At 73.5% G+C, this 17873-nt stretch carries 11 protein-coding genes, 1 tRNA gene and 1 other RNA gene; 5 read left to right on the forward strand and 8 right to left on the reverse strand.

The window, feature by feature from the left end:
- Window positions 1-264: 264 nt before the first annotated feature.
- The gene (gene trxA / locus J5X07_RS00915; RefSeq protein WP_124933989.1) at window positions 265-627 is read right to left on the reverse strand and encodes a thioredoxin; all 363 of its coding nucleotides are present in this window, start codon (window positions 625-627) and stop codon (window positions 265-267) included.
- A gap of 123 nt (window positions 628-750) precedes the next feature.
- A complete protein-coding gene (locus J5X07_RS00920; protein WP_124933990.1) occupies window positions 751-1329 on the reverse strand; it encodes a GNAT family N-acetyltransferase in 579 nt (192 codons plus the stop codon).
- A 180-nt stretch (window positions 1330-1509) separates the two neighbouring features.
- Between J5X07_RS00920 and J5X07_RS00925 the strand changes: the two genes are divergently transcribed.
- A complete protein-coding gene (locus tag J5X07_RS00925) occupies window positions 1510-2304 on the forward strand; it encodes a hypothetical protein (protein ID WP_124933991.1) in 795 nt (264 codons plus the stop codon).
- Here the strand turns inward: J5X07_RS00925 and J5X07_RS00930 are convergent, their stop codons facing one another.
- The 3 genes from J5X07_RS00930 to J5X07_RS12765 all read right to left on the reverse strand — a co-directional run bounded on the left by J5X07_RS00930 (window position 2305) and on the right by J5X07_RS12765 (window position 9575).
- The gene (locus J5X07_RS00930; protein ID WP_124933992.1) at window positions 2305-3396 is read right to left on the reverse strand and encodes an aspartate-semialdehyde dehydrogenase; all 1092 of its coding nucleotides are present in this window, start codon (window positions 3394-3396) and stop codon (window positions 2305-2307) included. It abuts the gene before it with no gap.
- Entirely contained in the window at window positions 3393-4889 is a 1497-nt protein-coding gene (locus tag J5X07_RS00935; protein WP_208478359.1) for an aspartate kinase, read from the reverse strand. Before J5X07_RS00935 ends, J5X07_RS00930 begins: the two co-directional genes overlap by 4 nt.
- A gap of 204 nt (window positions 4890-5093) precedes the next feature.
- A complete protein-coding gene (locus J5X07_RS12765; RefSeq protein ID WP_243896159.1) occupies window positions 5094-9575 on the reverse strand; it encodes a DUF4011 domain-containing protein in 4482 nt (1493 codons plus the stop codon).
- Between the two features lie 416 nt (window positions 9576-9991).
- Here J5X07_RS12765 and J5X07_RS00945 point away from each other — a divergent pair, with 416 nt between their 5' ends.
- Window positions 9992-10996 carry an ABC transporter ATP-binding protein gene (locus J5X07_RS00945; protein WP_208478360.1) on the forward strand — a complete coding sequence of 335 codons (1005 nt, stop codon included), beginning with the start codon at window positions 9992-9994 and terminating at the stop codon, window positions 10994-10996.
- Complete coding sequence (locus J5X07_RS00950; protein ID WP_124933995.1) at window positions 10993-12069, forward strand: ABC transporter permease; 1077 nt, start codon at window positions 10993-10995, stop codon at window positions 12067-12069. Before J5X07_RS00945 ends, J5X07_RS00950 begins: the two co-directional genes overlap by 4 nt.
- Window positions 12070-12137: 68 nt before the next feature.
- On the opposite strand, the gene recR is transcribed toward J5X07_RS00950, so the two are convergent.
- On the reverse strand, window positions 12138-12746 hold the full coding sequence (recR, locus tag J5X07_RS00955; protein ID WP_124933996.1) for a recombination mediator RecR: 609 nt from the start codon (window positions 12744-12746) through the stop codon (window positions 12138-12140).
- A 1-nt stretch (window position 12747) separates the two neighbouring features.
- Complete coding sequence (locus tag J5X07_RS00960) at window positions 12748-15930, reverse strand: DNA polymerase III subunit gamma and tau (protein ID WP_208478361.1); 3183 nt, start codon at window positions 15928-15930, stop codon at window positions 12748-12750.
- Window positions 15931-16258: 328 nt separating this feature from the next.
- On the opposite strand from J5X07_RS00960, the gene J5X07_RS00965 reads away from it, so the two are divergent.
- Entirely contained in the window at window positions 16259-17146 is an 888-nt protein-coding gene (locus J5X07_RS00965) for a fructose bisphosphate aldolase (protein ID WP_208478362.1), read from the forward strand.
- Window positions 17147-17359: 213 nt separating this feature from the next.
- Here J5X07_RS00965 and ffs read toward each other — a convergent pair.
- Window positions 17360-17454, reverse strand: an RNA gene (gene ffs / locus J5X07_RS00970) — signal recognition particle sRNA small type.
- 169 nt (window positions 17455-17623) lie between these two features.
- Here ffs and J5X07_RS00975 point away from each other — a divergent pair.
- A tRNA-Ser gene (locus J5X07_RS00975) sits at window positions 17624-17708 on the forward strand.
- The last annotated feature ends 165 nt before the right edge of the window (window positions 17709-17873 follow it).

Here is a 17873-nt window from a genome sequence, read left to right on the forward strand (position 1 = left end):
CCCCCGTCCGCCCTCGGAGCCGCGAATCGGCGTCATTGCAGCAACAAAACCGATACGCAACCGTGACCTGCGAGGAGATTCACGTCATTGCATGATGCTTCTCAGTGAGATTCGCACAGGCATCGCCATAGGACGCGGCGAAGTCTCATAGGACATCACACCGTGCCGCCGATCCCCGGCAGGACGGGCGGCAGGCGGGCGGGAGGCGGGGCGGGCCCACGTACCGGTGCGCCCGGACGATGGCGGGGCCCGCCCCGGCCGGGCTCAGCCCTCCTGCTCGGCGATCTTGGCCTTGACCTCATCCATGTCCAGCTCGCGGACCTGGGTGATGAGGGCGTCCAGGGCGGAGGCGGGCAGGGCGCCGGCCTCGCGGTAGACCAGGACGTCGTCGCGGAAGACCATGAGGGTGGGGATGGAGGAGATGCCCAGGGCGCCGGCCAGCTCCTGCTCCTCCTCGGTGTTGACCTTGGCGAAGGTGATGTCGGGGTTGGCCTCGGAGGCCTTCTCGAAGACCGGGGCGAAGCGCTGGCAGGGCCCGCACCAGGAGGCCCAGAAGTCGACGATGGTGATGCCCTCGCCGTGGATGGTGCTCTTGAACTCGGGGCCGGTGATGCTCGTGGTGGCCATAGGTCGGACCTTTCGGATCGGAGGTTTCAGGATGGCTCAACAGATGCTCCCCGTCGCCTATTCCTGGCGCGGCCCTGGTCGGCCGCGGCGGATGTCACGCGGCCTCCGCTGTGGTGGCCGCGGTCAGCCCTGGTCGCAGGACAGGTGCACGGATTCGAGCCCCAGGAAGAAGCGCCGCACCATGCGGCTGAAGGCCTGGGCGTCGAAGGGCCGGTCGCTCAGCAGGGTGTAGCGCTGGGCGCCCTCGTGGATGGTGCATCCGGCGGGGGTGAAGCCGTTGCGCTCGTAGAAGGCCAGGCGGCGACGGCGCTGGTCGGGGTTGGGGGCTCCGGCCTCCACCGGCTCGATCTCCAGGACCACGGGGCGCCCGGCCGCCTCCCGGCGCACCTGGGCCAGGATGCGCGAGCCGTAGCCGCGTGAGCGCACGGCGTCGTTGACCGCCAGGTAGAACAGCCACACCATGGTGCGCGACTCCACGGTGAAGGTCAGCCCGGCCAGCGCCTCCCCATCGCGCCAGGCGCGCAGGGCCACTCCCGGCAGCAGCGACATGAGGCGCATGTGCCACAGGGGGGTCTGCTCCTCCTTGGGGAAGGCCCGCCGGTAGAGGTCGATGACCTCGCGGTAGAGCGGTGACCCGCACATGACAGCCTGCGCCTCAAGATCGGCTCCGCCGCCCTGGCGCTGCACCGTTGCCGTCGTCATCACTCCGGGTTCCTCCTGTTCGGGCCTGTGCGGTACATGACGCCGATAGGCTACCGGCCAAGCGTCCACATACCCCTATGCCCCAGGGGGCATGGCTGTCCGCAACGGTGGGCGCCACAGCACAGGAGGTGCTTCGCCCGTGCCTCAGCCCGGGATGACCATCCGCTAGGAGGAGATCACGTGACCGAGCCGATCGACTTATGGAACAGGCTGCGCGCACCCGCAGCGGCAGTAGTAGCGGCGCTGATGGCCACAGTCCTCATTCCCGGCGACAGCACCTCTTCATGGAGTGAGGACCCCATCTCGGTGTCGCAACTGCTTCAGGGGATGGTGCTGATCGTCGGCTTCAGTGCCATCATCGGTCGGCAAGCCACTGCCTCCGCGAGTGCTGGAGCTGCCTTGAGCATCATCGGCACCGGTGTCATCGTGGCTGACCTACTGGTGGACAACCACGGCTCGGGGTTGAACCACAAGGTCGAGATCATGGTGACGATGCTCTTCATCATCGCGGGCTCACTAATCGGTCATGCGGTGGTCTGCACCGCCCTCGACGCCGCACGGGCCAGGGATATCCACGAAACCCCTCCTGGTCTCCTGCGCAACCGCTTCCGCGCCTCACGCATACTCGAGGGAACCTTCCTGGGGGTCATGGCTCCGCTTCTCATCACTGTCCTCGCATATGGCTTCTCGCAGCAGGACGAGGCGGTGTGGCTGATTCTGCTCATCATGCTCCTCATCGGAGCAACCGTGATGATCGCGGCTCTGAAGTCACCCATCGCACCAGTGCTCAGCGCTGCAGCGCTCGCCGTTCTTGCACCGGTCCCGTATGAGATGAGCACGAGGAGCATCTACCTCTGCGCCACTGCCGTCTTCGCCCTGACGGTGTCGCTGGTGCTGCCGGGCGCACGCGCCCGAGGCCCCGCGCACTATCGGATCGACGGGGACTCCGGCGTGCAGCCCAGGAGCCAGGGATAGTCAGCCGCGCAGCTCGGCGGCCAGGAGCTCGGCCAGCTCGACGGCATTGAGGGCCGCGCCCTTGCGCAGGTTGTCGCCCACGACGAAGAACTGCAGGCCGTGGCCGGGGGCGAAGGCCTGGTCGGCGCGCAGGCGGCCCACGAAGGTGCCGTCGCGCCCGGCGCCCTTGAGCGGGCTGGGCACGTCCTGGAGCTCGACGCCGGGGGCCGCCCCGAGGAGCTCGCGGGCCCGCTCGACGCTGATGGGCCGCTCGAACTCGGCGTTGACGCTCAGCCCGTGGCCGGAGAATACGGGGATGCGCACGCAGGTGCCCGAGACGGCCAGGTCCGGGATCTCAAGGATCTTGCGGGACTCGTGGCGCAGCTTCTGCTCCTCGTCGGTCTCCCCGGAGCCGTCGCCCGCGTCGCCGCCGGCCCAGGCCACGGCGTTGAAGGCGATGGTGTCCACGTAGACCTCGGGGGCGGGGAAGTCCACGGCCCGCCCGTCCAGGCCCAGGCCCTCCAGGTCCTGGCCGACGGCGGCGCGCACCTGGCCGGCCAGCTCGGCCACCCCGGCGCGCCCCGAGCCGGAGACCGCCTGGTAGGTCGAGACGATGAGCCGGACGAGCCCGGCCTCCTCGTGGAGCACCTTGAGGGCGGGCATGGCGGCCATGGTGGTGCAGTTGGGGTTGGCGATGATGCCCTTGGGGCGGTGGCGCAGGGCGTGGGGGTTGACCTCGGAGACCACGAGGGGCACCTCGGGGTCCTTCCTCCAGGCCGAGGAGTTGTCGACCACGACGGCGCCCGCGGCGGCGAAGCGCGGGGCGTACTCCTTGGAGGTTCCCCCGCCGGCGGAGAAGATGGCCACGTCGATGCCGGCCAGGTCGGCGGTGGCCACATCCTCGACCTCCACCTGGGCGCCGCGGAAGTCCACGACGGTCCCCGCCGAGCGGGCCGAGGAGAAGAAGCGCACGGCGCGGGCGGGGAAGTCGCGCTCGGCCAGCATGGCGCGCATGACGCGGCCCACCTGGCCGGTGGCGCCCACGACGGCCACGACGATGCCGTCGGCCGGCCCGCTGTAGGTGTTCACGGGTGCGGTGCTCGCAGTGCTCATCGTCCGGTCCCTCCGTAGACGACCGCCTCGGCGGCCTGGGTGTCGAGGCCGAAGGCGGAGTGGACGGCGCGCACGGCCTCGTCGAGCACGGCGTCGTCCACCACCACCGAGATGCGGATCTCGGAGGTGGAGATCATGTGGATGTTGACCCCGGCCTCGCTCAGGGCCCCGAAGAGCCGGGCGGAGACACCCGGGTGGGAGCGCATGCCCGCGCCCACCAGGGAGAGCTTGCCGATGTTGGGGTTGAAGTGCAGGGATTTGAAGCCCAGCTCCTCACGGGCCGCCTCCAGGGCGGCGCGGGCGGCGGCGGAGTCGCCGTCGGGGCAGGTGAAGGAGATGTTGGTCAGGCCCGTGCCCTCGGCGGAGACGTCCTGGACGATCATGTCGATGTTGGCGTCGGTGCCGGCGACGATCTCGAAGATGCGGGCGGCGGCGCCGGGGACGTCGGGCACGCCCACGAGGGTGATCTTGTCCTGGCTGCGGTCGTGCGCGATGCCGGAGATGACGGGGGCTTCCACGTGGTCCTCCTTGGCTGAGGGGCGGGGGCGGGCGCTGGCCCTGGCGGAGATGGCGTTGCGGTGGGCGGTGTCGACGTCGTGCGCCGAGGGGCCCTCGTCCAGGGGGCCGCGGGGCGGGCGGGGGCCGGCGGGCTGGGCGGGCTCGTCGGCGGCCCGGCAGGCCCCGGGCGATTCGGCGGAGTCGGCGGCGACGACGTCGTCGAGCTGGGCGGCTGCGGGGGAGGGGACGAAGGCGCCCTCGCGGCGCCCGTCGTAGATCCAGGTGCCGGTCCGGTCGGAGAAGGAGGAGCGCACGTGCAGGGGAACCCCGAAGCGGCGGGCGTACTCCACGGCCCGCAGGTGGAGGATCTTGGCCCCGTGGGCGGCCAGCTCCAGGGTCTCCTCGCTGGAGAGGGCCTCCACGCGCCGGGCGCTGGGCACGATACGCGGGTCGGCGGTGAACAGGCCGTCGACGTCGGTGTAGATCTCGCACACATCGGCGTTGAGGGCGGCGGCCAGGGCCACGGCGGTGGTGTCGGAGCCGCCGCGCCCCAGGGTGGTGACGTCCTCGACCTCGTTGATGCCCTGGAATCCGGCGACGATGGCCACCGCCCCGGACTGGATGGAGCGGGCCACGCGCTCGGGCAGGACGCCGACGATGGAGGCGCGCCCGTACTTGGAGTCGGTGAGCACCCCGGCCTGGGCGCCGGTGTAGGCCTGGGCCGGCACGCCCAGCTCGTGGATGGCCATGGCCAGCAGGGCCATGGAGATGCGCTCGCCCGCGCTGAGCAGGATGTCCATCTCTCGCACGGGGGGCTCGGCGGTCAGGGCCCCGGCCATGTCGAGCAGCTCGTCGGTGGTGTCCCCCATGGCGGAGACGACCACCACGACGGTGTTGCCCGCCTCCCGGGTGGCCACGACGCGGCGTGCGACGCGCCGCATGGCGTCGATATCACTGACGGACGATCCGCCGTACTTCTGCACGACCAGTGCCATGCGCGCTCCTCGGGTCCTTGTGCCGGCTGGGGAGGCCAGCCGCCTGCCGCTCCCGGCGGCGGGCACCGCACCCGCGGGATCGGACCTCGCCGCGGACGGCACCCACGACGGCGTGACTGGGGCACAGCATACGGGATCGACTGTGACGGCCCGGTGTCACGATCCCACGGTGAGACGAATCGAGGGCTGGGGCGTCGACATGGGCTACGGCCCGGGTGCCGCGTCGCGCTCGGCGGTCTCCAGGGCCGCGTCCATGGCCGCCCACACCCGCTCGGTCAGGCGACGGCGCTTGCTGCTGAGCCTGTCCAGCGCCTTGCGGAACAGGTCCTCCTTGGAGATCCAGGCCGGGCTGGCGGAGCGGATCTCGCTGAGGAGGCTGACCAGCTCGCGCGGGTGGATCTGCTCGATGCCCTCCACATGGTCCAGGGCGTTGCGGCGGTAGCGCACCGGCTCCCCCGCACTGGCCATGCTCACCCACACGAAGTCCTCCTGGTCGATGTAGGCGAAGGCGCTTCCCAGCGCCCGGCGGAGCCCCTGCTCCCGGGAGGCCACCGTGCGCGTCAGGCCGAAGGCCCGGCAGAGGTGGACAGCGAGCCGGTGGAAGGCCAGCGGCGACTCGACGGCGCAGATCTGCCTGGCGACCCGGACGACCTCGGCACGGGCCTCGGGATCCGGGCGCGCGCCGGCCACGGCCCGGTCCAGGGTCTCGCGGGGAAGCACCTGGGTGCGCCGCCAGGGGGTGTACTCCGGGGCCCTTGTCGCGCGCGGCGCCTGCCCGCCCTCACTCGCCGCCGTGGGCGCCTCCGGGGCAGTGGGGCCAGGCGGACCGGCTGCGGCCCCGGCTCCCGAGGACCCGCCGGAGGCACCGGCAGGGGCGGCGGCGCCAGTGACGGCGCCAGCAGTCACGGTGGTGCCCGCAGCAGGCGCGGCCCCGGGGGCCCCGGGCGGTGTCGGGGCACTGGAAGCCCCCGCAGGCGCAGGGCCGCCGGGGGCTGCCGAGCCCTTCTTCCCCCCGCAGGCCCCAGCTGCCGCGGGGGCCGGGGGTGCCGGGGGCTTGCCACCGACCGCGTCCACCATCCTGTCGATGACCGCCTGCCGGTCCCGGACCCACTCGGGGGCCCAGATGCGCTCGACCCGCGGCCAGCCCATGCGCTCCAGCACATCGACGGGCAGCAGGTCGCGGTCGGTCACGCTCATGCGCCCGGACCACTGGGGGCCGTCGAGCAGGACGGCCACCCGCGGGTGATCGGGCCGCCCCGGGCCAGAGAGCACCAGGTCGATGGTGAAGGAGGACTGCCCCACACCGGTCTTGACCTCAAGCCCGGCTCCCCGCAGCTCCTCGGCGATCTCCTGGCGGTGCCAGTCCACCTGCGACCGGGCGGGGGAGGGAGCGGAGAAGAAGGAGGGCGGCGCGCCCCCGTCCCGCGCCATCTCGAGGTAGGCGCGCAGATCCTTGATCCCCTGATGGGCGGACCGCTCGGCGCGCAGGTCCTCGGGGTCGAAGCTGGCGAAGACGATGATCTGGCGGCGGGCCCTGGTGATGGCCACGTTGAGGCGCCGCTCCCCACCGGCCCGGCTCAGCGGCCCGAAGGTCAGCGGCAGCTCCCCGCGGGAGTTGGCCGAATAGGTCACCGAGAACAGGATCGTGTCGCGCTCCTCGCCCTGGACGTTCTCCAGGTTCTTGAGCAGCAGGCCATCGGGGTCGTCCAGGGCCTCGACCACCCGCGGCGGCCCCTCGGCGCGCAGGCGCTGCTCGATGAGGTCCCTCTGCTCCAGATTGAAGGTGACGACGCCCAGGGAGGGGGCGCGCTCGGGCGAGGCCTCGAAGCGCCTGATGACCTCCATGACGATCTCCCGGGCCTCCTGGGGGTTGGTCCCGGGGCGCGCCCGGGGGTACTTGTAGCGCTCCTCGGCCCGGATGTAGTGGCCCTTGACCCGGCGCATGGAGATGCCGTGGCCACCCGGGGAGTCATCGGGCCCGGCCTCCATCCCCAGCGGGCTGGGGAAGGAGTGCAGTGCGCCGTCGTAGTAGTGCTCGTTGGAGAAGGCGATGAGGGACTCCACCGTGCTGCGGTAGTGCCAGGTCAGGCGGTGGCGGCGCACGCCGCCGGCCAGGCACTGGGTGAGGATCGAGTCCTCCTCCCGGGGGCCTCCCTCCCCCGCGTCCCTGGCGGCCGCGCTGGCCACCGCGGTGGGCGGCATCTGCTTGGGGTCCCCGACCACGACCACGGAGCGGCCCCGGCCCATGGTCCCCACGGCATTGGCCACCGGGATCTGGGAGGCCTCGTCGAACACGACGATGTCCACGAACTGGCGGTCGGCGGGGAAGAAGCGGGCCACGGAATCGGGGGAGACCAGGATGCAGGGGGTCAGGGCGGTGACCAGGTCCCCGTAGGAGTCCATGATCTCGCGCACGCTCATGCCCCGGCGCCGGCGATGGATCTCCTCGCGCAGCCCCTGGGCCCGCTGGCCTGCACCGGCCAGGGCCTCCTCGCGCTTGCGGGCGACCACGCTGAGCAGCTCGGCGGCCAGTGCCCCGCGCAGGCGCTCCTGGACCTGACGGTAGGAGCCCAGCAGGCGGGCGTGGGCCGCCGCGTCGAAGGCCTCCAGCCCGGCCCGGCGGGAGCGCTCCACGAAGGAGGCCTGCGCCACCCGCCTCCTGGTCGCGGCATCCAGCACCCGCAGATCGGGAGCCGCTCCCTGGCGCCTGAGGCCGCCCGTCCCACCTGGGCCCGGGGCGAGCAGGTCCGCAGCAGCCTCCTCCAGGCCGGCGCCCTGGAGGAAGGAGGCGAGGGCGTCGCGCCCCTGCGGGAGCCCACCTGCCCACCACTGCTCCGACTCCGGAGGAATCCCGGCGCCCGCCTGCCCCGGCAGGACCAGCTCTGCGCGCGCCTCGTAGTAGGAGTGGCCCACGCAGTTGGGCCCGTGCACCCCGGCGCGGTAGGCCTCCAGGTGCTCCCGGATCGCGGCGATGGCCCGGCGGTCGGCGCTCAGGCTCCCGGGCACCTGGCCGGGCCTGAGGTCCAGGGCCTCGCGCAGGGCCTGGCGCACCGCCGAGGGCCTCATGCGGTTGTCGTGGAGGTTGAGCACGAGTCCGCCGATCCCGGCCTCCCGGCTCAGGCGGCGGGCGACGACGTCGAGCGCCGATCTCTTCTCCGCCACGAACATGACCGTGCGCCCCGTGGCCAGGGCGCGGAAGATGAGATTGGCGACGGTCTGGGACTTCCCTGTTCCCGGCGGCCCCTCCACCACGAAGCTGCGCCCGGCCACGGCCTCGGCCACCACCCGGGCCTGCGTGGCATCAGCCGTCAGGGGCAGGGCCTCGATGACGGCGTCGATGTCCGCCTCCGGCGCGGCGCCGGCCGGATCGGCGAAGGGGCTCGGGGGCGCCTGGACGAGATGACCCACCAGGGGGTTGGCGGCGATCGTCGGCCAGTGCTCATCCAGGTCCCGCCACATCCGGTAGGTGGAGAACTGGAAGAGTCCCAGGTGCACGGTGGAGGACACGGCGTCGTGCCGGCCCTCCTGGCGGAGCCTGCGGCGGACCCGGTCCAGGGTGGACTCCAGGTCGAGGCCGTGCTCGTCGTGCAGGGGCTGGGCGAGCTCTGCCAGCTCGATGCCGGTCTCCTGGGCGAAGCTGGTGAGGAAGGAGTGGTTCGGGGTGGAGACCCCTGTCTCATCGAGCGCTATCCCGTACTCATCGCCCTCCTGCCCGGTGCGGTGGAGGGTGACGGGGATGAGGATGAGCGGGGAGCGGACCTGCCGCCCGCCCAGCGACCACTCCAGGGTCCCGATGGCCAGGTAGAGGTTGTTGGCCCCGGTATCGTCCACGATGGTCTGGGCCCGGGCCGCCAGGGCCTGGAGGGTCGCCGTGTAGTCCTTGCGGGCCAGTGAGGTCTCCACCTGGCGGTGCTCGGCCAGGAGACGGGCCGCCCGGCCCTCCTCCTGGGCGCCGGGCCCCGGATTGTAGTGGGCCGGGCGCAGGACGATGAGCTCGCGGTCGTTGACCAGATCCTCCAGTCGCCCCACCAGATCCTGGGGGACCTCGAGCTCGATGGGCGCGTCGGTGGAGTGCGAGAGGCGGTTGATGAGGGGATTGCGCAGGGTGAGGTCGAGCAGGCTCCGCTTCCACCACTCGATCCGTGGCGGGACCGCCCGACCGGCCGCACCGCCGGTTGGGGCACCGGCCGCCTCGGCCTGAGGGGCGCTGGGAGCCGGCGGCGCACCACGCCCGCGAGCAGCCGGGCCGGGGCGGTACTGGCGCGGCGCCGGGGCCTTCCCGGCCCGGGGCGCATCGGCCGGGCCGGGAAGGCCGAGGGCGCGGATGAGCTCGTGCACCTCCTCGCGGCCCTGCGGGGAGCCGATCAGGCGCAGGACCTCGCCGACCGCCACCAGCGCCGCCAGTGCCTTGCCGTCGTCGAAGGCCTCGCCGTGGTCCGCCTCATTGCGGAAGCGGCGCACCTCGTGGAGCTTGCCCGCCAGGCCTGCAGGGAGGTGGAAGAGGTGGCGCCCATCGCCGCCGCGCCTGGTCAGCAGGTCGATCTGGACGGAGAGGTCGGCCAGATCGGCCAGATCGCGCGCCTGAGGGCCGGAGTCCTCGATCCTGGCGCGCAGATAGGGCTCAAGGCACCTGGGCAGGACGCCCAGAAGCGCCTTGAGGACGATATCGCGGTTATCCAGTTCCATGGCTGTTCCTCACCTGCCCAGCCCAACAGGTCCCGACGCGGCCGGGAGGATCACCGTCGCGCCCCGGAGCAGGCGGGCCCGGGATCGCGCCGGCCCGGCAGGAGTCCGGGAGGGCAGGTGCGAGGTCTGGTAGGGGTGATGAGAAGGAGGGGATGCGGCCGGAGCCGGCACACGCAGGCTACCCCACCACACGCGCACCATCGACAACCCGCCCACCACCCCGCTCACCCCGTGACGCAGGACCCACTGCCAGTGGGCGCCACCATCGATGGGAGAGCAGCGCAGGCCGAGTGGGCATCCGCCGAGCGGGCGCGGAGAGCGCCCAGGCCCGGGAGGACGGCGGCCCTCCCCGCAGGTCCGTTGGACCCATGCCACTGGACCCATGCCACGCATGGCCCGATCGCTACCCTGGGGCCATGAGCATCGAAGTGACGGAGGTGTCCCGCTTCTTCGGCCGGTTCCCGGCGGTCCAGCAGCTGAGCCTGACGGTGCCCTCGGGCAGCGTCACCGGCCTGGTGGGCCCCAATGGCGCGGGCAAGACCACCCTGCTGCTCATGCTGGCCGCCCTCCTGGCCCCCGACTCCGGCACCATCCGCATCGCCGGGCTCGATCCCGTCGCCCAGCCCCAGGAGGTCCACCGGGCCGTGGGCTGGATGCCCGACGCCTTCGGCACCTGGGACTCCCTGACCTGCACCGAGATCCTCCTGACCTTCGCCGATGCCCAGCAGATGGACCGGGCCGCCTCCCGGCAGGCGGCCGGGCGCATGCTCGCCGCCGTCCACCTCCAGGAGATGGCCCACCAGCCCGCGCGGGTCCTCTCCCGAGGCCAGAAGCAGCGCCTGGGCCTGGCCCGCGCCCTCATCCACCGGCCCCGGGTCCTGCTCCTGGACGAGCCCGCCTCGGGCATGGACCCGCGCTCCCGCGCCGACCTGCGCGCCCTGCTGCGGGACCTGGCCGGCGCAGGCACCACGATCCTCATCTCCAGCCACATCCTGGGCGAGCTGGAGGAGATGGTCGACGGCGCCGTCTTCATGGCCCGCGGCCAGGCCCTTGGCGGGCCCGTCGCCGTCGAGCCGGCCCCCGCCGCCTCAACCGTCCCGCCAGGAGCACCGCCCCCGTCCGGCGCGCCCGGGCAGGCGCCGCCGCCCGGCTCTCCCCGCCCGATCGGCCCCATGCCGGTGCGCCGGACCTGGCGGCTGCGCGCCCTGGATGGGGAGCAGGCGGCCCAGTGGGCCCGCCAGGCCGGCCTGGCACTCACCGCCGTCGGGCCCGACGGGCTGCGCCTGACGGTCAGCGACGACGCGGCAGCCGCCCGGATCCTGCGCCAGGCCGTGGAGGCGGGGATCGACGTCGTGTCCTTCGGCCCCCTCACCGGCGCCCTGGAGGAGGCCTATCTCGCCATGGAAGGAGAGCGCCGATGAACCGCACCGGCGTATGGACCGTCGCACAGCTCGAGCTGCGCCAGCGGGTGCGATCCACGCGGTGGCGCATCATGCTCCTCATCTGGGCCCTCGTGCTCCTGCTGGTCTGCGGTGGGCTGACCCTGTTGATGCTGTCCACTGGCGAGCCGCTGCGCAGGGCCACCCCCTGGCTCTACGACTTCATCGTGTGCTTCGTCATGGGGATCGGGCTCATCGTGGCCCCCACCCTGTCCTCCACCTCCATCAACGGCGACCGCGCCGACGCCACCCTGGCGCTCCTCCAGGCCACCGCGCTCAGGCCGGCGCAGATCGCCCTGGGCAAGCTCATGGCCGCCTGGCTGGCGGCGCTGGCCTTCCTCGCCGTGGCACTGCCCTTCCTGCTCGTGCTGGTGGCCGGGGGCGGGGCCTCGGCCTGGGTGCTCCTGGCCCACCTGGGGGTGCTGCTCATCACGCTGGCCAGCGTGTGCGCGATCGGCCTGGGGCTCTCCGCGCTGACGGCGCGGACCTCCGCGTCCACGGTCCTGACCTACCTGGTGGTGGCGGCCCTGGTCATCGGCACCCCGCTGGCGATGGTCGTCCTCGTCCCCGCGGTGCGTGACACCCAGGAGGTGACCATCCACTCCCTGTCCTCCTCCCCCGACCAGCCCGGCGCACCAGAGGATGAGACCGAGCCGCAATGCACCCGGAGCGTCCGCACCGAGGAGATCTACCGCGTGGAGAGGATCTGGTGGCTGCTGGCGCCCAATCCCTTCATCATCCTCAGCGACGTCTCCGCACGCCACAGCAGCGGCAATCCCCGGTACTCACCCGACAGCCCGCTGGGCGCCATCGGGGAGGAGGTCGATGCGATGCGCACACCCGAGCCCGCCAGCAAAACGGAGGACTACTGCACCTACTCGGAGTTCGACAGCGTGCCTCCAGAGGACTCCAGGGGCTCCTCGCTGGCGCACCTCGCCTTCTGGCCGGCCAGTCTGCTGCTCCTCGCGCTCCTGGGCACCGGCGCTGCGAGCGCAGCGGCCCGCCGCCTGGCGGTGCCCGCCAAGGCCCTGCCGCGCGGCATCCGCCTGGCCTGAGGAGCACGCCGCGGCACGCAGAGCCCGAAGGACCTCCACAACCGCCACCGTCATGGGTGGAGGCCGGTTCAGTCCTCCACCCGCCGACGCCCCTCGAAGGCCCGGCCCAGGGTGACCTCATCGGCGTACTCCAGGTCGCTGCCCACCGGCAGGCCGGAGGCCAGGCGCGAGACCGGCACCTCCATGCTGCGCAGCATGCGGGTGAGGTAGGCGGCGGTGGCCTCGCCGACGACATCGGGATCGGTGGCCAGGATGACCTCCTCGACCTCCTGCGAGCCCAGGCGGGTGAACAGGTCGCGGACCCGCAGGTCATCGGGCCCCACCCCGTTGATGGGGTCGATGGCCCCTCCCAGGACGTGGTAGAGGCCCCGGTACTCGCGCGTGCGCTCGATGGCCACGACGTCCTTGGGCTCCTCGACCACGCAGATGACCCGGCGGTCGCGGCGGGGGTCCCGGCAGACGCCGCACTGGGCCTCCTCGGCGATATTGCCGCAGGTCTCGCAGAAGCGGACCCTGGCCTTGACCGCGCGCAGGGCCTCGATGAGCCGCTCGACGGCGGCGGTATCGGCGGCCAGGACGTGGAAGGCCATGCGCTGAGCGGACTTGGGGCCGATCCCGGGCAGCTCGCCGAACTCGTCGATGAGGTCCTGGACAGCGCCCTCGTAGATCGCCGGCATCTCAGTGCCCCTCCTGGGTCACGGTGATCTCCTCGATGACAGTGGCCCCCAGGATGCGCTTGACCACCTCCAGGCCGACAACACCCGCATCCTCAGCATCCTCGTCATCGTCACTGGGGGTGTCATCGGCCAGGGAGGCGTCCTCGCTCTGCGCGGCGGCCCGGGCGGCCGCCATGGCGGCGGCGAGCCTGGAGCCCGCCATGCCCGACGGCGCCCAGGTCGCCGGATCCTGCGGGGTCGGGCCGTCGGGATCGCCGGGCTCCTCGGGCAGGGGGACGCCGTCGGAGAAGGTGGAGTGCCCCTCCCAGGAGGCGGGCCTCGGCCCGGGGGCGCTGCCGGGATCATCGGCTCCAGCGGGGCCGGCCGTCTGCGCGGGCACGGCCTCGGCGGCCCCGGCCGTTGTCGCGGCGGGGCCTGGGGCCGCCGGACTGCCCGCTGACGCCGGGCCCGCCGGGGTGCCCGCCGGGATCGGCGGCAGGGCCCGCAGGCGGTGGACGGTGGCCAGGCGGGACTCGCCCTCCTCCGGATCCCCGTCATCCCGGGGGTCCTGCGCGCCCGCACCGGGCGGGCCGGTCTGGGGCTGCGCCCGATCCTGGCCGAGTGCTGCGCCGCCGGGGGTGGCCACGGGGCCCCAGCCGTCGTCCTCCACTGCGCGCCCAGAGCCTGCGGGCGGGACTGCCGCGCCCCGCGGGCCGGGGCCCGCGGCATCCTGGCCCTGCGGCGAGAGGCCCGCCCCCGCCCCGGGAATGGCAACAGGGCCCCAGCCGTCATCGCTCGGCGGGGCCCCGGTGGTGGCCGGTACTGGCCGATGAGGCTCGGCCCGGACCGCTGCCCCGGGCGAGGGGGCCGACTCGGCGGGGGCCTGCTCACCAGGAATCGCCTCCGCGCCCCACTGCTGGTCGTCCTGCGCGGGTGGGACCGTCCCGGTCCGGGCGCCCCGGGGCTCGGCGCCCGCCGGGTCCGCGGCATCCGCACGGCCCGCGCCGCCGGAAGGCTCGTGGCCCGCGGTGCCGGCGGGGGGCGGCGCCTCCCACTCCTCCGGGGCGGGCTCGGCCTCCCAGTCATCGGAGGGGCCGGAACGGCCGACGACGCCAGCGCTGCGATCCCAGCCACCGGGGGCACTCGCCCCGCCCGGGCCCCCGGAGCCCTCGAGGCCCTGCGGGCCCCGGGCCCCGGCTCCTCCGCCGGGACCGCCCCCTCGGCCGCCCCTCGGGCCCCCGGGCCCACCGGAGCCCCCGGGCCCACCGGAGCCCTCAGGGCCATCATCACCGGTGAGGATCGCGCGCACCTCCACCTGCAGGCCCAGGGCCTGGTGGATGGCGGCGGCAAGGATCGGGCCGTGCCCGCCGTTCTCGAAGGCGCCCACCAGTCCGGGGGCGTTGAACAGGAGGGTCAGGACGCCGTCGGCCAAGGTGCCCGGTCGGGAGTTGGGGCCCACCAGCGCCCACGTCGCGCGGCGCGATCGCTTGGCGGCCTCCAGGACCTCCTCCCAGCGGGTCCGGAGCATCTCGGCCTCCGCTGCGCCGGGCCCCGAGGGCGCCCCGGTGGGCGCGCCGGTCGACGGCGCCGCTGGGCCCGGGGCGGCCTCCTGCCATGACGCCGCTGGTGCCCGCCCCGGCGATCCGGCTCCCCCGCGGGCGCCGGAGACCCGGTGATCCCCCGGGAGCGCGGGCGCCTCGTCCTCATCCCAGGCCACAGGCGCCATCCCGGCTGGGCCGGCGGCTGGGACCGGCGCAGGACCCGGGGATGCGGCCGCTCCCGGGGCAGCGGTCCGCCTCCCGGGGGCGTTGCCATCTAGTGGCTGCGCGGCGCCGGGCCGGGCCGGGCCACCGGCAGCCGCGCCACCTTGCCCGGGCGGCGCCCCGCCTCCCGGGGAGCCCTCGCCGCCAGCGGCCGGCGGGGACTCCGGTGCGGAGCCCATGGATGCCTGGCGGGCGGCCTGCGCCGCCAGCCGTCGCCCCGATCCCGGGGCCGCGCCGCTCGGGCTCGGAGCACCGGGGCCGGACGGGCCACCGGCGGGACCGGCCGGGCCCGCCGGCCCAGGAGCCGCTGCGACGGCCGCGGCGCCCGCGCCCTGGGCCCCGGCGGCGGGCACGATGAGCCTGGCCACGAGCAGCTCGAGCTGGAGCCTGGGCGAGGTGGCGCCCACCATGGCGGTCAGGGCCTGCGCCGTCATGTCGGCCGCCCGGGACAGGGCCGCTGCCCCCAGGGTGCGGGCCTGGACATCCATGCGGGAGAGCTCATCGATGGGCAGGGAGCCCAGCGCCGGGCCCGCCTGGTCCCCGGCCAGGGCGATGACCAGCAGGTCGCGCAGGCGCTGGAGCAGGTCCTCCACGAAGCGGCGGGGGTCGTGCCCGGAGGTGACGACCCGGTCGACCACGCGGAACACCCCGGCGCCGTCGGCGGCGGCGATGGCATCGACGCACTGGTCGAGCATGGTGATATCGGTGTACCCCAGGAGGGCCACGGCGCGCTGGTAGTCCACGGCGCCGTCGAGGGCCCCGCCGATGAGCTGGTCCATCACCGACAGGGTGTCGCGCACGCTGCCGCCCCCGGCCCGCACCACCAGGGGGAAGACGCCCGGGCCGGCATCGACCCCCTCGGCCGCGCACAGGTGCCCCAGGTAGCCCTCCAGGATGTCGGGGGGCACGAGCCGGAAGGGGTAGTGGTGGGTGCGCGAGCGGATGGTGCCGATGACCTTCTCCGGCTCGGTGGTCGCGAAGATGAACTTCACGTGGGCGGGGGGCTCCTCCACGAGCTTGAGCAGGGCGTTGAAGCCCTGGGCGGTGACCATGTGGGCCTCGTCGAGGATGAAGATCTTGTAGCGGTCGCGTGCCGGGGCGAAGGCGGCGCGCTCGCGCAGATCGCGGGCGTCGTCGACGCCGTTGTGGCTGGCGGCGTCGATCTCCACCACATCCAGGCTCCCGGGGCCGCCGGTGGCCAGGTCCCGGCAGGAGGGGCACTGCCCGCAGGGGGTGTCGGTGGGCGCCTGGGCGCAGTTGAGGCAGCGCGCCAGGATGCGGGCGCTGGTGGTCTTGCCGCAGCCGCGCGGCCCGGAGAAGAGGTAGGCGTGGGTGACGCGGTCGGCGCGCAGGGCCGCCATGAGCGGGGCGGTCACATGGTCCTGCCCGATGACGTCCTGGAAGGCGTCGGGGCGGTAGCGGCGGTACAGGGCGGTGGTCACACTCCGAACTCTAGCCCGGAACCCCAGCCCCGCCGCTGCACATCTTCGGCTCCTGCGGCCCGGGCCCCAGACCGACGATCCGCATGATTCCGCGGGTCCGGCCCGAGCCGCCCGGGTGAAGATGTGCAGCGGGGCCCGTGCTGCACATCTTCACGGCTCCCAGCGGTGCCCGCGGCACCGGATCTGGCGCTACGGCGCCATGGGCCGGGGGCAGGCCGGCGCGAAGATGTGCAACCGGGCATGTTGTTGAGAATGATTATCATGTATGGTGCTGTTATCGGGCCCACCGGCCCCCACCGCACCCATCCCCACGCGCGAAGGACACCACGTGAATCAGCAGCAGGCCGAGCAGATCCGACACGGCGCGGGCTTCATCGCCGCCCTCGACCAGTCCGGCGGCTCCACCCCCAAGGCCCTGGCCGCCTACGGCATCGGCGCCGATCGCTACACCAACGAGGCCGAGATGTACGAGCTGGTCCACGCCATGCGCAGCCGCATCATCACCTCCCAGGCCTTCACCTCCGAGCGCATCATCGGAGCCATCCTCTTCGAGCGGACCATGGACGCCCAGGTCGAGGGGCGCCCCACCGCCGAGTACCTGTGGGAGGTCAAGCGGGTCGTCCCCTTCCTCAAGGTGGACAGGGGCCTGGCCGATGAGGCCGACGGCGCCCGCCTCATGAAGCCGATCCCCGGCCTGGAGGGCCTCCTGGAGCGCGCCGTGGCCGCCGGCATCTTCGGCACCAAGATGCGCTCGGTCATCCTGGGCGCCGAGGAGGCCGGCGTGCGCGCCGTCGTGGCGCAGCAGTTCGAGATCGCCGAGAGGATCCTCGACGCCGGCCTGGTCCCGATCATCGAGCCCGAGGTGGACATCCACGCCCCCGATAAGGCCGAGGCCGAGGACCTGCTCGTCGCCGAGCTGACCCGCCGCCTCGACGCCCTGGGCGAGGGCCGCGATGTCGTCCTCAAGGTGACGATCCCCAGTCGCAACGGCCTGTACTCCCCACTCATGGGCCACCCCCGGGTCATGCGGGTGGTGGCGCTGTCAGGCGGCTACGAGCGCGAGGACGCCAACGCGCGCCTGGCCCGCAACCCCGGCCTCATCGCCAGCTTCTCCCGAGCCCTCCTGGAGGGCCTGTCCGATGGGCAGGACCAGGCCGACTTCGATGCGACTCTCGATGCGACGATCGCGGGGATCCACCGGGCCTCCACGGCATGAGGGGCCCTCGCTCATCGTGGCGGGCATGAGCGGGGCACTGGGCCCGACCCCGCCCGCCACCCGGTCCGACGCGCCGGGAATCGTGGTGCAGCGTCACGCGGCGGCCGTCGTCGGAGTCCTCCCGACGACGGCCGCCGCCGTGCTCTGGCGGCGTGGGCGCGCCCGCTGCCGCAGGCCGGGCCCCGCCGGGAGCGCGAGCCCCGCAGGCCGGCGCATAAGGACCCCTCGCGCACCCGCCAGAGCCCGCTTACCCTTGCTACCTTCCGGTCCTGGGGGATTCGCTGGATGACGCCGCACGAGGGGCCGGGGACGAGTGTACCCGACTCCCGGGCCGCGCAGAACCTAGAAGGGCCCGGTGGGCGAGCCCTCGCGCGTGACTGATCCCACCGCCGTCGGGCGGCCAGCGGGTAGCCCCGGCCCCCCGGTCTCCGATATATTCCCTTCCTGTTGCAGCGGGATCTCCTGCTCAGCACACCTGGAGGATTCGCCTAGTGGCCTATGGCGCACGCTTGGAAAGCGTGTTGGGTGCAAGCCCTCGGGGGTTCGAATCCCCCATCCTCCGCCCTGAGCGCTGCCCCCGCCGACCGACGTCGGCGGGGGCAGCGGCCTTCCGGTGATGATCCGGGACCGGGCACGAAGAACTCGGACCGCTCCGCCTCCAGCCCCCTCCCGGCCGCCCCGCCAGGCCCCGCTCGGCCCTGCTCGCCAAGCAGCCGAGCACCGGAGG

This window comes from Actinomyces bowdenii (assembly GCF_017592395.1).
Lineage (GTDB): Bacteria > Actinomycetota > Actinomycetes > Actinomycetales > Actinomycetaceae > Actinomyces > Actinomyces bowdenii.